This window comes from Komagataeibacter sucrofermentans DSM 15973, assembly GCF_040581405.1.
In the GTDB taxonomy this organism is placed as follows: domain Bacteria; phylum Pseudomonadota; class Alphaproteobacteria; order Acetobacterales; family Acetobacteraceae; genus Komagataeibacter; species Komagataeibacter sucrofermentans.
In genome coordinates this window covers 899,499-914,013 of record NZ_CP137157.1, presented here as the reverse complement: position 1 = coordinate 914,013, position 14,515 = coordinate 899,499, and the positions used below count along the sequence as shown (strand labels likewise).

The window sequence follows — 14,515 nt, the reverse complement described above, 5'->3', positions numbered from 1 at the left end:
GTCACTGCTTACGGCACGGGCCTGCACGCCTATCGGTCCTGTGTTTCCGGGCACAAGGAGATCACCCCTCCACCGGCACCACCTTTCCATCCCGCAGGGTCACGATGCGGTCCATGCGGCGGGCAAGGTCCATGTTATGGGTCGCGATCAGGGCCGCCACGCCATGGGCGCGCACGGTGACGAGCAGGGCGTCAAACACGGCATCGGATGTATTGACATCAAGGTTGCCGGTTGGCTCATCGGCCAGCAGCACATGCGGGCGGTTGGCCAGCGCGCGGGCAATGGCCACGCGCTGCTTCTCGCCGCCTGAAAGCTTGCCCGGCAGGTGATCCAGCCGGTGCGCCAGGCCAAAATCGCCCAGCAGTTCATCCGCCCGCGCCCGCGCCTGTTTGCGTGGCACGCCTGCAATCATCTGCGGGATCATGACATTCTCACGCGCGGTGAACTCGGCCAGCAGATGATGGAACTGATAGACAAACCCGATCCGGTCGCGCCGTAGCTCCGTGCGCCCGCCATCCGGCAGCGCCCCCGCATCCTGCCCTGCCAGCAGCACACAGCCTTCATCGGGTTTTTCCAGCAGGCCCGCCACATGCAGCAGGGTCGACTTGCCGGTGCCTGAGGGGGCCACAAGCGCCACGATCTCGCCGCCGCGCAGCGTCAGGTCAGCCCCGCTCAGAACCTCAAGCGTTTCCTCGCCGCTGATATAGCGGCGCACCACGCCATCAAGACGCAGCGGCGGGGCGGTGTTTACGGTGTCATTCATGGCGCAGGGCCTCCACAGGGTCAGTCCTCGCCGCCCGCCATGAGGGGTAGAGTGTTGCCAGCAGCGAGAGCACCAGCGCCATGCCAATCACCTCGATCACCTGCGACCACACCAGCTTGGCGGGCAGGTGCTCAAGGTAATACACCTCGGCATTGAACAGGTCGGTGCCGGTCATGCGCTGGAGCAACTGGCGGATCCGCTCGATGTTGAGGCAGAACACGATGCCCAGTCCGGTGCCGACAAACGTGCCCGTCACCCCCACCGAGGCCCCGCACATGAGGAAGATGCGCATGATCGCGCCCCGCGTGGCACCGAGCGTGCGCAGCACGGCAATATCGGCGCTCTTGTCCTTGACCATCATGATGAGCGAGGAAATGACGTTGAAGGCGGCGACAAGGATGATGAGCGTCAGGATCAGGAACATTACGTTCTGCTCCACCTGCACCGCGCCAAAGAAGGCGTTGTTGCTCTGGGTCCAGTCCATCACGCGCACTTCGCCATCCATCGCCTTTTCAATCGCCGTGCGGATGGGGATGACGTTTTCCGCGTCCTTCGTCATCACCTGCACCTGCGTCACCTGCCCCGGCAGCTGGAAATAGACCTGGGCGGCATGAAGCGGCAGGAACACGTAGCTGGAATTATAGTCACTCACGCCTGCATCAAAGATCGCCACCACGCGATAGGCGCGCACGCGCGGCATGGTGCCGAATGCGGTGGCCGCCCCCTGTGGCGAGACAAGGGTGAGCCTGCCGCCCACGGTCAGCCCTGCCCGCTCGGCCAGCGTGGTGCCGACGATGATCGTGTCATCACCGCCAAAGTCATCAAGGCTGCCTGCCACAAGGTTGTCACTGACCTCATGCAGGCCTACCAGGTCGGCCCGCGCCATGCCGCGCACCAGGCCGCCCGCGTTGTAGCTGCCCGAATTGAGCAGCACCTGCGATTCAACCAGAGGTGCTGCCGAAACCACGCCCGGCACGCCGCGCACGCGGCCCGCCACGGCATCATAATCGCTGATGGTGCGGCTCAGGCCATACACGCTCAGATCGCCATTAAGGCCAAGGATGCGACCAAGCAGGTCAGCCTTGAACCCGTTCATGACCGACATCACGATAATCAGCGTGGCAACGCCAAGTGCGATCCCGACCAGCGAAAAGATCGCGATGATGGAAACGAACCGTTCCCCCCGCCGGGCCCGCAGGTAGCGCCCGGCGATCATCCGCTCGAAGGGACCGAACATGCTCAGCCCTGCAGTTTGGCAATAAGGGCCAACGCGCCTTCCAGCGTTTCCTCGGTGCGCTCGCCGGTGCGGCGGTTCTTGACCTCCACCTTGCCTTCCTTCGCCCCGCGCGGGCCCACGATCAGCTGCCACGGGTGGCCCATCAGGTCAGCATCGGCAAACTTGGCGCCCGCACGCTCGGCGCGGTCATCATACAGCAGGGCCTTGGGGGCTGCACCGTAAAGCTGGTCGCACAGCGCGTCGCACTGAGCGTCGCCATTCTTGAGGTTGATGATGACCGCCTTGAAGGGGGCGACCGATTCCGGCCAGATGATGCCGTTTTCATCGTGGCTGGCCTCGATGATGGCGGCCACGAGACGCGAGACGCCAATGCCGTAGGAGCCCATCTCGGGGTAGAGCGGCGCGCCATCGGGGCCGCTGACCGCAATATCCATCGACTGGGTGTATTTGCGCCCGAAGTTGAAGATATGCCCCACCTCGATGCCACGCCCCTCGCGCTGGCGGTCGGCAGGCACTTCGGCCCACGCCTTCTTGTCATGCATCTCGTCGGTCGCGGCATAAAACGAGGTCATGCGCGTGAAGAATTTTTCCAGCGAGGCGCGGTCATTGATATCCACGTTCTCAGCCAGCCAGTCCTGATCCTCGAGCGCGCTGTCAAAGAACACGCCGCTCTCGCCCGTGGGGGCAAGGATGAGGAATTCATGGCTCAGCTCGCCGCCAATCGGCCCGGTATCGGCCCGCATGGGGATGGCCCGCACGCCAAGACGCTGGAAGGTGCGCAGATAGGCCAGCATCATGCGGCGATAGGTATCGACCGCCGAGGCCGTATCAAGGTCGAAGCTGTAGCCGTCCTTCATATAGAACTCGCGGCCACGCATCACGCCAAAGCGGGGGCGCACCTCGTCGCGGAACTTCCACTGGATCTGGTAGAGAACCTGCGGCAGTTCCTTGTAGGACTTGACCACCTGACCGAAGATATCGGTAATCATTTCCTCATTGGTCGGGCCGAACAGCATGTCGCGCTCGTGGCGATCGCGGATGCGCAGCATCTCGGGGCCATAATCATCATACCGACCCGAACGCTTCCACAACTCGGCGGACTGCATGGTGGGCATCAGCACTTCCTGCGCGCCCGCGGCATCCTGCTCATCACGCACGATACCGGCGATGTTCTCGAGCACGCGCAGCCCGGCGGGCAGCCAGGCATAGATGCCGGCCGATGTCTGGCGAATCATGCCCGCGCGCAGCATGAGCCGGTGCGAGGTGATCTGGGCCTCGGCCGGATTTTCCTTAAGAGTCGGCAGAAAACTGCGGGACAGACGCATATCCGTATGAACCTTGACGTATGAGAACCGATAATGCTGCGGACCCTAGACCAATCACAACGCCCGTGGAATGGGGCATGTGCGCAGCCTGCCCTCACATTACACTCAAGCGTGATGGAACAGGCCCGCGTGGCCGTAAACATCCGCGTGAGCAGGCATGGCCCCGCAGGCCTTGCGGGCGTATGGTGCCCACACAAATCGGGTTGCACGAAAGCCGCCGGGTTTAGGGAAAACGTACCAAAAAAATGGCAGGAAACGGTCCATCCGTTCCCTGCCATAAATATTTGCACCGTTATGTGGCGCGGGTTCAGACGCGCAGCAGGTGCACATCCACCAGCGGGCGTTTCTGCAGCTTGCGGCCCAGCGCGCGGCGCAGCGCGGTCTTGGCGGCCTCGCGGAAGGTGGTGTCGTTCTCGCGCAGTTCATCGGGAATTTCATCCAGCGCATTGCCGAATTCTTCCGTCACGCGCACGGTCTCGGGGTCTTCGGCATCGAGCAGGCCGGGGGCGCTCACTTTGGGGTCGCCAATCAGGTAGCCTTCATCATCCACCGCGAAGCTGCCCAGCACCATGCCGTTGAACAGCATGCGCCGCCGCGCCGACAACACGCCACCATTCATGGGCAGGATTCGGCCGCCATCAAGCACCAGCCGCCCGGTGGGCGCGGTATCGCCAACTTCCACCCCGTCGCTGCGGATGTCGAGAATATCGCCATCCTCAAGCAGCACCGGCTCGATGTTGAGTTCCTGCGCAATGGCGGCATTGGCGGTCAGGTGACGCCACTCGCCATGCACGGGAATGAGGAAGCGCGGGCGCACGAGGTCATACAGCTTGCGCACGTCGCCGCCCGTGGCATGGCCGGACACATGCACGAGGTGGTCCTTGTCGGTAATGACATGCACGCCGCGCCGGGTCAGGTTGTCCTGCACCTGGATGACGGCCTGCTCGTTACCGGGAATCATGCGGCTGCTGTAGATGACCGTATCCCCCTCGCCAAGCGAGATGTTGGGGTGCGTGTCGGACGCGATGCGCGACAGGGCCGAGCGCGGCTCGCCCTGGCTGCCGGTCACGATCAGCATGATCTGGTTGTCGGGCACCGAATTGGCATCCTGCTCGGACAGGAAGTTCGGCACATCGGACAGGTAGCCACATTCACGCGCCGCAACCTCAAGGTTGCGCAGGCTGCGGCCCACCACGGCCACGCGGCGGCCCGCGGCCTGCGCCGCCTTGGCCAGCGTTTCCACCCGCGCCACGTTACTCGCGAAGCAGGTGACGGCAATGCGCCCTTCAAGCGAGGCGATGAGGCGGGTCATCTCGCGCCGCACATCGGCTTCCGAGGCGGAAGGCCCTTCGGTGCGCACGTTGGTGCTGTCGCACACCATGGCCAGCACGCCCTCGCGGCCAAGGGCTGCAAAGGTTTCAAGATCGGTCGGCGGGCCCACCTGCGGGTCGGGGTCGATCTTCCAGTCACCGGTGTGGATGATGATGCCCTGCGGCGTGCGCAGCACCAGCGACTGTGATTCCGGCACGGAATGCGTGACCGAAATAAAGCGCAGGTCAAACGGCCCCACGTTGAACGCGCCACCGGGCGCGATCACATGAAGGGGCACCTGCTGCACAAGCCCCGCCTCGCCCAGCTTGCGGCGCAGCACGGCTGCAGCAAACGGCGTGACATAGACCGGGCAGCCAAGCTGCGGCCACAGATGGGCGATCGCGCCGAGATGGTCCTCATGCGCATGGGTCACCACCAGGCCTGCAAGCGCCTTGCGGCGCTCGGCAATGAACACGGGGTCGGGCAGGATGATCTCGGCCTCGGGCGTGTCATTGCCACTGAAGCCGATGCCACAATCCACCGCCAGCCACGTGTCGCCCTGGCGGTAGAGGTTGAGGTTCATGCCAATTTCGCCGGTTCCGCCTAGCGGAAGGAAAGAAACGCCTGTCATGTCATTCATTAAAAAGTCCTGTTACAAGATATCATGGGTTGGAAGATGCGTTTGAAGAAAGGGCCCGGAACGCCTGTTCCGTGCCGGTTTGCCTGTCCTGTTGTCAGCCCGATCAGGGCCAAGATTCCGTTCTCTCGCCAGTAGCTGGCAGTGTGCGCGACCTGATGCAGGCGGTGGAACCAGCGCATTTCCCGCCCGGAAAATGGCGTTCGACACCGCACCGAAACAAAACGACGCACGATGAATTCCTGCAAGGGATTATCATGTAATCCCGCTGACTTAAATCTCTTTCCGCAATCGGGGCGGATTATTCTTGCCTGCCACCCGCCATCAGCACCTCGCCCGTCACCACCTGCCGGGGGCCTGCAGGCGTGTCGAGCAGCAGGATTCCGTCCTCCGCCAGTCCTGCAAACGTGCCGCTGAAGGCCTGGTTGCCCGCCACCACCCGCAGTTTCGTGCCCGGAGGGTGGGCGCGGGCCAGCCACGCCATGCGTATGGCGCCAAAACCCTGCGCCGCATAACATTCCAGCCATCCATCGAGTGCCTGCAAAACGGCACGCGCCATGTCGGTCGGGCTGACCGCAACGCCGCATTCGGCCAGGCAGGCCAGTTCGCGGCCTTCTATGCGCGGGGCCGCGCTGAGGTTGGCCCCCATGCCGATCACCTGCCATGGCCCTGCCTCACCGGCCCCGGTCTCGATCAGGATGCCCGCCATCTTGCGCCCGTGCAGCAGCAGGTCATTGGGCCATTTGAGTTCCAGCGCGTTCGGTTCGGGCAAAAAACCCGCCACGGCCTCATGCAGCGCAAGACCCGCGATGAACGGCCATAGCCCTACCGGCACTCCAGCCCCCTGCCCCACCAGCATGACCGACAGCGCCAGATTGCCACCCGGATCACGCCACTCGCGCCCCCGGCTGCCGCGCCCGGCTGTCTGTTCAAGCGCCATTACCGCAAGCCCGTCGCGTCCCTGCCCTGCCGCCAGCATGTCCTTGCACAGGTCGGATGTGGAGCCGAGCCTGTCATGCACCTGCAACTGCCATGCCTGCCCCCCGCCGCGGGGAACGCTCATGGTGCGAAAGGCAGAGGGGCTATGGGTCATGAACTACCTGAACAATGCGCCAGCCGCCGCCTGCGCCGCCGTGGCGACCGGGCCGAGCGCCACGATGAAGAATACCGTCACCAGCCCCATGCCAACGGAAACGAACGAGACCGAAACCGGCGCGCGATCAAGCGCCGGGGCGGCGGCATCGAAAAACATGATCTTGACGATGCGTATATAATAATACGCCCCGATCACGCTACTGATGATACCGATTGCCGCCAGCCCGTAAAGCTGCGCGTTGATCGCGGCATAGAACACCATCAGCTTGCCAAAGAACCCGGCCAGCGGGGGTGCGCCCGCCATGGAGAACATGAACACCGCCATGGCCAGCGCCATGCCCGGGTCGCTGCGGCCCAGCCCCGCAAGGTCGCTGATGCGGCTGACCGCGCGCCCCTTGCGCCGCATGGCCACGATGCCCGCGAACGCGCCCACGTTCATGAACAGATACGTCACCAGATAGACCAGCGTGCCACGCGTGCCCTCCGCCGTGCCTGCCGCAAGGCCGATCATGGCGTAACCCATATGCCCGATGGAGGAATATGCCATGAGCCGCTTGATATTGCCCTGCGGAATGGCGGCCAGCGCGCCAAACACCATCGACGCCGCCGAGACCACCTCGATCAGCAGCTGCCACTGGTGCGCCATGGAGCCGAACGGCCCCGCCATGACCCGCAGCAGCACGGCAAACGCCGCAATCTTGGGCGCGCCCGCCATATAGGCCGTGACCGAGGTGGGCGCGCCCTGGTACACATCGGGCGTCCACATATGAAACGGCACCATGGACAGCTTGAAGCACAGCCCCACCAGCACGAACACGATGCCTACCATAAGCCCCGCAGGCAACACGGCGCTGCCACGCACCGCCTGCTGCAACCCGGCATAGTCCAGCGTGCCTGCAAAGCCATAGGCCAGCGAGATGCCATAGAGCAGGATGCCCGAGGCCAGCGACCCCAGCACGAAGTATTTCAGCCCCGCCTCCGCCGCCGTGACCTGATCGCGCGCAAACGCGCACAGGATGTAGATGGACAGCGAGGAAAGCTCCAGCCCCACGAACAGCGTCATGAGGTTGCCGGACGATGCCATGATCATGGCGCCCAGCGTCGAGAACAGCACCAGCACGGGGAACTCGAATTTGTCGATTTCCATCTCCCGCGCATAACCGATGCCCAGCACCAGCGAGAGCGCGGCCCCGGCCAGCGCCAGCACCTTCATGAAGCGCGCGAAGTCATCATTGATGAAGACATGGCTGTAACCCGTGCCATCGGGCGAGAGCACCACCAGCGCCGCCGTCACCACCAGGGCGAACAGCGTCATCATGGTGCATGAAAAGAAAGCCTGACCGCGCTTTTGCATCACCCCGGCCAGCAGGATGACCAGCCCGGACAGGGCCAGCACGATTTCGGGCAGAGCAAGTGTCCAGTTCATTGGTTTGACCCTGACATCCCTGGGGTTAGCGGGCGAACAGGATGGTGGTCAGCAGCACCACCAGCCCGATCAGCATGGAAAAGGCATAGACCGCCATCGACCCGGTCTGCACCCGCACGGCCTGCCCGGCACTGCCTGCGGTCAGTCTGGCCAGCCCTTCGGGTATGGCTTCGACAACACCTTCGTCAGCACCCTTCCACAACAGCCGCGCCAGGGCGCGATAGGGGCGCACGAACACGGCGTCATACACCTCATCAAAATACCATTTGTTGAGCAGGAACAGGTAAAGCGGGCGCAGGCTGCGGGCCAGTGCTGCCGGAATGCCGGGGCTTGCGATGTAGCACAGATAGGCCACCGCAATGCCCGCAATGGCAGCGAAGGTTGGCACCAGCGCAATCAGGCCCGGTGTCTGCTCAAGGCGCTCCATGATGTCATGCCCCGGCAGGCTGGCAATCGCCCCGCCCCAGAACCCGACCTGGTTGGCACCCACATAGAACGGCGCCAGCACAACGCCCGCCAGCACGGCGCCGACCGACAGCACCACAAGCGGCACCATCATGGAAGGCGGGCTTTCATGCGCGCCCTCATGCAGGTGCACCTCACGCGGTTTGCCATGAAACACCAGGAAGATCAGCCGCCAGCTATATAGCGCGGTAAGGAACGCGGTGATGCAGCCCATCATCCAGCCATAATGGCCCATGGAGGAACCCGACATCCATGCGGCCTCCAGAATGGCATCCTTCGACCAGTAGCCCGCGAACGGAAAGATACCGGCCAGCGCAAGACTGCCAATCCACATGGCGGCATAGGTATAGGGAATCTTGCGCCACAGACCGCCCATGCGGAACATGTCCTGCTCGTCATGCACGGCATGGATCACGCAGCCAGCCCCAAGGAACAGCAGCGCCTTGAAGAAGGCATGCGTGGTGAGGTGGAACATCGAGGCCTGATACGCCCCCACGCCAACAGCCACGAACATGTAGCCAAGCTGCGAGCAGGTGGAATAGGCAATGGTGCGCTTGATGTCAGGCTGCACCAGCCCCACGGTTGCGGCAAAGAAACTGGTCGTGCCACCGATCAGGATAATCAGGTCGCGGGTTACGGGTGCGAGTTCCACCAGCGGCGACATGCGCACCATCAGGAACACACCCGCCGTGACCATGGTGGCCGCGTGGATCAGGGCGGAAACCGGGGTTGGCCCCTCCATCGCATCGGGCAGCCAGGTGTGCAGGAACAGTTGCGCCGACTTGCCCATGGCCCCGATGAACAGCAGGGTCGCGATCACCTCCAGCAGCGGATGCGTGCCGAAAAGCTGGAACGTGTCATGCACATGGTAGGGAATGGCGGCAAAGATCGCATCATACGACACGCTGCCCAGCCGGATGTAGATGAGCGAGATGCCGACAAGAAAGAACAGGTCGGCAATACGGTTGACCACGAACGCCTTGATGGCCGCCGCACAGGCGGCAGGGCGGTCATACCAGTAGCCGATCAGCAGGTAGCTCGCCAGTCCCACCCCTTCCCAGCCAAAGAAGAGCTGGAGCAGGTTGTCCGACGTGACCAGCATGAGCATGGCGAAGGTAAACAGCGAGAGATAGGAGAAGAAGCGGTAAACCGGCTGCGCCTCATGCGCCATGTAGCCCACGCTGTACACATGCACCAGCAGCGACACGGTCGTGACCATGGCCACCACGCTGACCGAGAGCATGTCCATGCGCAGTTGCCAGTCGGCCGTAAAGCCTGCCGCATGGATCCAGTCGGCCACCGGCACGACAATCGGGTTCACGCCCCCCATCTCGAAGCCCAGCACGCCAATGGCGGACAGGGCCGCGCACAGCATGAGGGCAATGGTGGTAAAGCGCGCAGCACCATCGCCCATCAGATGGCCAAAGCCACCGGCGAGGAGAAACCCGATCAGGGGCGCGAAAACCGCGACTTCAAAAAGGAAGGATGCCGCCTGCATGTTCCTTACCCCTTCATCATCGTAATATCGTCGACTTCAATCGAGCCGCGATTACGGAAATATACCGTGACAATAGCCAGCCCGATGGCGGATTCCGCCGCCGCGATGGTCAGCACGAACAGGGTCATCACCTGCCCCGACAGGTCGCCGGTAGCAGCCGAGAACGCCACGAAATTGATGTTGGCCGAAAGCAGGATCAGTTCGATCGACATCAGGATGATGATGACATTCTTGCGGTTGAGAAAAATGCCGAACACGCCAAGCACCAGCAAAATCGCGCCAATGCTGAGGTAGGGTGTCAGGCCGATGGCCTCAATCGGGCTATTCATCGCCCTCTCCTTTCGTGCCAGTCGCAGGCGTTGTCACCACCAGCGCGGTGCCGGTTGTTTCGCGTGCTTCGGCCACGCGCCAGGCCTCGGTGCCATAGGTGCCGGGCACGGCAGCGATGTCGTAGCTTTCATGCGGGCGCAGGAACCCGCCCTGGGCATCAACGCCCGCGCCAAGCGGCACCTGCAGCATTTCAAGTGAATCAGCAGCCGCACGGTCATGCTGGCGGTCAATGTTCTGCCGTCGTCCTGTCGGCCGCTCGCGCAGGGTGAGCACGATGGCCCCGATCATGGCCACGAGCAGCACCAGCGCGCAGGTCTGGAACAGGAAGATGTAGTGCGTATAGATCACATCACCGAGCGCCGCCGTGTTGGTGCGCGTGGGTGATGAGGGCACCAGATGCACGATCTGCCCGATATTGGTTGCCGCCCGCCAGTTCATGAACGCCATGAGCAATTCAACCAGCAGCACGCCGCCCACAACCCCGCCAACGGGCGCGTAACGCTGCACCCCTTCGCGCATCTGCGTGAAGTTGACATCAAGCATCATGACCACGAACAGGAACAGCACCGCCACCGCGCCGACATAGACAATGACCAGCGTCATCGCCAGGAACTCGGCGCCTGCAATCAGGAACAGACCTGCTGCGTTAAAGAAGGCAAGGATCAGGAACAGCACCGAATGCACGGGGTTGCGCGCGCTCACCACCATGGTGGCGGACAGGACCAGAACCGCAGCAAAAACGTAAAAGACAATCTGGGTCATCATGGGTAGGTTTCCTGCCGCATGGATGTTTCCTCCTGCTGGCTCCGCCGCCCCGGCACGCGCCGGGGCGGCCGGGCGCTGTCAGCGGTACGGGGCATCAAGCTCGAGCCTGCGGGCCAGCACGCTTTCCCAGCGGTCGCCATTGGCCAGCAGCTTGTTCTTGTCGTACATCAGTTCTTCGCGGGTTTCGGTCGCGAACTCATAATTCGGCCCTTCGACAATCGCATCGACCGGGCAGGCTTCCTCGCACAGGCCGCAATAGATGCATTTGGTCATGTCGATGTCATAACGCGTGGTGCGGCGCGAGCCGTCATCGCGCGGTTCGGCCTCGATGGTGATCGCCTCGGCCGGGCACGTCGCCTCGCACAGCTTGCACGCAATGCAGCGTTCCTCCCCATTGGGGTAGCGGCGCAGCGCGTGCTCACCCCGAAAGCGCGGCGAGAGCACGCCTTTCTCGTAGGGGTAGTTGATCGTGGCCTTGGGCTTGAAAAACGCCTTCAGCGTTGCCCCCATGCCAGCCGCAAGCTCGGCGAGCAGCATGGAACGGGCGGCTTTGGTCAATGCATTCATCAGCCTGCTCCTCCGGGCAGAAGGCCCGTTACCATCAGGAACCCCGCCGTCAGCACCATCCATGCCAGCGAGAACGGCAGGAACACCTTCCAGCCCAGTCGCATCAACTGGTCGTAGCGGTAGCGGGGAAATGTCGCGCGCACCCAGATGAACACGAACAGGCAGAACAGGATCTTGGCGATCAGCCACAGGGGCCCCGGTATCCATGTAAAGGGCGCGATGGCCAGCGGCGGCAGCCAGCCACCCAGAAACAGGATGCTGACCATGCCGGACATGAGGAACATGTTCGCGTATTCACCCAGAAAGAACAGGCCGAAGGCGAGCGCTGAATATTCCACAAAGAAGCCTGCCACCAGTTCGCTCTCGCCCTCGGGCAGATCAAACGGCGCGCGGTTGGTCTCGGCCAGCGCCGAGATGAAGAACACGATGAACATCGGGAACATGGGCAGGCAGAACCATACATGGCGCTGCGCCAGCACGATGTCGTTGAGGTTGAGGCTGCCCACCGCCAGCAGTACCGACACGATCACCAGCCCGATGGACACTTCATACGACACCATCTGCGCCGCCGACCGCAGCCCACCGAGGAAGGCGTATTTGGAGTTCGACGCCCACCCCGCGATGAGCATGCCGTAAACACCGAGCGACGAGATGGCCAGCAGGTAGAGGATGCCCACATTGATGTTGGCAATGGCCAGCCCGTTGCCGGTGGGAATGACCGCCCACGCGATCATGGCCAGCGAAAAGGTCAGGAACGGCGCGAACAGGAACAGCATCCGGTTGGCGCCTGATGGGATGACCGTCTCCTTGGTCAGCATCTTGATGGCATCGGCAAACGCCTGCAGCACGCCGAACGGGCCGTTCACGTTTGGCCCCTTGCGCAGCTGCATCGCGGCCATCACCTTGCGCTCGGCCAGCGTAAGGTAGGCCACGCCAAGCAGCAGCGGCACGAGCACCGCAAGGGATTCCAGCACGATCAGCAAAATCTGGCCAAGCGTGGTGTGAAAGAAGAAATCCGCCATGTCCCTACTCCGCCGCCTCGATTGCGGGGCGCACGTAAATCCCCGAACAGGTTTCCATGGTCGGGCTTGCGCGGCACACGGCATGGGTCAGGTAATAATCGGCAATGACCGGGTAAAAAGCCGTTGTCGCAACCGCCACGCTGCCTGCCTGCGGCGCCGTGGTGTCTGACGCGCCAGGCCGGGCGTGTTCCGCCTGCCCGTAAGCCGGGTGCGCCTGCGCGATGCGCGCGCGCAGGGCCTCGAGGTTGTCATAGGGCAGCTTGCGGCCCACCACCTCCGAGAAGGCCCGCAGGATGCGCCAGTCCTCACGTGCCTCGCCTGGCGGCATGACCGCGCGGAAGGCGCGTTGCACGCGCCCTTCGGTATTGGTGTAGGTGCCTGGCTTTTCGGCATAGAGCGCGCCGGGCAGGATCACATCCGCCCGCGCCGCCCCCGCATCACCATGGTGGCCCTGATAGATGACGAACGTGTCCGGCCCGATGTCCTGCACCGCGAACTCATCGGCGCCCATCAGCCATAGCACGTCCACCCCGCCACCGAGCATGCCCGCCACGTCACGCCCCTGCGGGCCGGGCACGAGGCCGAGGTCCAGCCCCGCCATCCGGCTGGCCGCCGTGTGCAGCACGTTGAAGCCGTGCCAGTCGGGGCGGATGGCATTCACCTGCACAGCCAGATCCCAGCACGCCTTTGCAATGGCCTGCCCGTCAGGACGGGTCAGCGCACCGTGGCCCACGATGATCATGGGGTTCTTGGCGTTGGCCAGCACCTCGGCAAAGGGCAGTTCGCCTGCGGCGAGTTTTGCCAGCACATCCGGCCCCTCGCCCAGCACGGTGGCGGTGTAGGTCGGGTCGGCATTGGGCGCGCCGATCATGGCGATGGGGAATTTGCCCCGCCCCGCATCGACAAACCGCCTGCGGATGCGGGCATTGAGCACCGGAGCTTCCTGCCGGGGGATGGAACCTACGATCAGCAGCGCATCCGCCTCGTCAATGCCGGCAATACCGGTATTGAAAGTATAGAAGTCGCGGCGCGACGTATCGTAACGCGCGCCGTCCTGACGGCAGTCGATATTGGGTGAGCCGAGCATGCCCATCAGGTCTTTCAGCGCCATCAGGCTCTCGGCGTCGCACATGTCACCCGCGATCGCGCCAATACGCGCGCCGGGCACGCCCTTGAAGCGCGTTGCGATGAGCGAGAACGCATCCGCCCAGCTTGCGGGCTGCAACCTGCCTTCCACCCGCACCCAGGGCCGGTCAAGGCGGCGGCGGCGGAAGCCATCGACCACGAAGCGCCCCTTGTCGGCCAGCCATTCCTCATTCACTTCATCATTGATGCGCGGCACGATGCGCAGCACCGACGCACCGCGTGCCTGCATGACGATGTTGGTGCCCACCGCATCGCATACATCAATCGAGTCCGTGCGCTTGAGTTCCCAGGGCCGCGCGCTGAAGGCGTAGGGCTGCGAGGTCAGCGCGCCGACAGGGCAGATATCGATCAGGTTGCCTGACAGTTCTGATGTCAGCGCCTTCTCGACGTAATTGGTGATCTCGAGGTTCTCGCCGCGTGATACGCCGCCGAGTTCCGGAACACCCGCCACCTCGGTGGAAAAGCGGATGCAGCGCGTGCACTGGATGCAGCGCGTCATGACCGTCTTGACCAGCGGGCCGAGATACTTGTCGGTCACCGCGCGCTTGTTCTCGCGGTAGCGCGAATGGTCCGCCCCGTAGCCGAAGGCCTGGTCCTGCAGGTCGCACTCGCCCCCCTGGTCGCAGATGGGGCAGTCAAGCGGGTGGTTGATGAGCAGGAACTCCATCACCGCGCGGCGCGCGCGGCGCACCACCTCGGTGTCGGTAAAGATCTGCATGCCATTGCTGATGGGAAAGCCGCATGACGCCACCGGCTTGCGCCCGCCTGATACTTCCACAAGGCACATGCGGCAGTTGCCCGCCACCGACAGCCGCTCATGGTAACAAAAACGCGGTATTTCCTTGCCCGCCGCCTCGCATGCCTGCAGCGCGGAAGAACCGGGGGCTACATCAACAACAATACCGTCAACGGTTACTTTGACCACTGT

12 protein-coding genes are annotated in these 14,515 nt (G+C 63.4%); all 12 read right to left on the bottom strand.

What is annotated here, in order from left to right; translation table 11 throughout:
- Window positions 1–61 precede the first annotated feature (61 nt).
- The 12 genes from R5N89_RS04325 to nuoG all read right to left on the bottom strand — a co-directional run bounded on the left by R5N89_RS04325 (window position 62) and on the right by nuoG (window position 14,512).
- The gene (locus R5N89_RS04325; RefSeq protein ID WP_110568805.1) at window positions 62–763 is read right to left on the bottom strand and encodes an ABC transporter ATP-binding protein; all 702 of its coding nucleotides are present in this window, start codon (window positions 761–763) and stop codon (window positions 62–64) included.
- A complete protein-coding gene (locus tag R5N89_RS04320; protein WP_110568807.1) occupies window positions 756–2,000 on the bottom strand; it encodes a lipoprotein-releasing ABC transporter permease subunit in 1,245 nt (414 codons plus the stop codon). The genes R5N89_RS04325 and R5N89_RS04320 overlap by 8 nt, the downstream gene beginning before the upstream one ends.
- A 2-nt stretch (window positions 2,001–2,002) precedes the next feature.
- Entirely contained in the window at window positions 2,003–3,325 is a 1,323-nt protein-coding gene (gene proS, locus R5N89_RS04315) for a proline--tRNA ligase (RefSeq protein ID WP_110568809.1), read from the bottom strand.
- 307 nt (window positions 3,326–3,632) lie between these two features.
- Entirely contained in the window at window positions 3,633–5,276 is a 1,644-nt protein-coding gene (locus R5N89_RS04310) for a ribonuclease J (RefSeq protein WP_110568811.1), read from the bottom strand.
- A gap of 298 nt (window positions 5,277–5,574) precedes the next feature.
- The gene (locus R5N89_RS04305; protein WP_244192148.1) at window positions 5,575–6,336 is read right to left on the bottom strand and encodes a biotin--[acetyl-CoA-carboxylase] ligase; all 762 of its coding nucleotides are present in this window, start codon (window positions 6,334–6,336) and stop codon (window positions 5,575–5,577) included.
- A 33-nt stretch (window positions 6,337–6,369) separates the two neighbouring features.
- The gene (gene nuoN / locus R5N89_RS04300) at window positions 6,370–7,794 is read right to left on the bottom strand and encodes an NADH-quinone oxidoreductase subunit NuoN (protein ID WP_110568815.1); all 1,425 of its coding nucleotides are present in this window, start codon (window positions 7,792–7,794) and stop codon (window positions 6,370–6,372) included.
- A 25-nt stretch (window positions 7,795–7,819) separates the two neighbouring features.
- A complete protein-coding gene (gene nuoL / locus R5N89_RS04295) occupies window positions 7,820–9,757 on the bottom strand; it encodes an NADH-quinone oxidoreductase subunit L (protein ID WP_110568817.1) in 1,938 nt (645 codons plus the stop codon).
- A 5-nt stretch (window positions 9,758–9,762) separates the two neighbouring features.
- Window positions 9,763–10,086 (bottom strand): NADH-quinone oxidoreductase subunit NuoK, encoded by a 324-nt coding sequence (gene nuoK / locus R5N89_RS04290; RefSeq protein WP_078524400.1) that lies wholly within the window; start codon window positions 10,084–10,086, stop codon window positions 9,763–9,765.
- The gene (locus R5N89_RS04285; protein ID WP_110568819.1) at window positions 10,079–10,852 is read right to left on the bottom strand and encodes an NADH-quinone oxidoreductase subunit J; all 774 of its coding nucleotides are present in this window, start codon (window positions 10,850–10,852) and stop codon (window positions 10,079–10,081) included. Before R5N89_RS04285 ends, nuoK begins: the two co-directional genes overlap by 8 nt.
- Before the next feature lie 78 nt (window positions 10,853–10,930).
- Window positions 10,931–11,419 carry an NADH-quinone oxidoreductase subunit NuoI gene (gene nuoI, locus R5N89_RS04280; RefSeq protein ID WP_078524402.1) on the bottom strand — a complete coding sequence of 163 codons (489 nt, stop codon included), beginning with the start codon at window positions 11,417–11,419 and terminating at the stop codon, window positions 10,931–10,933.
- Entirely contained in the window at window positions 11,419–12,441 is a 1,023-nt protein-coding gene (gene nuoH / locus R5N89_RS04275; protein ID WP_110568821.1) for an NADH-quinone oxidoreductase subunit NuoH, read from the bottom strand. The genes nuoI and nuoH overlap by 1 nt, the downstream gene beginning before the upstream one ends.
- A gap of 4 nt (window positions 12,442–12,445) precedes the next feature.
- Window positions 12,446–14,512, bottom strand: coding sequence for an NADH-quinone oxidoreductase subunit NuoG (gene nuoG, locus R5N89_RS04270; RefSeq protein WP_110568823.1), 2,067 nt, complete (start codon window positions 14,510–14,512; stop codon window positions 12,446–12,448).
- Between the last annotated feature and the right edge of the window lie 3 nt (window positions 14,513–14,515).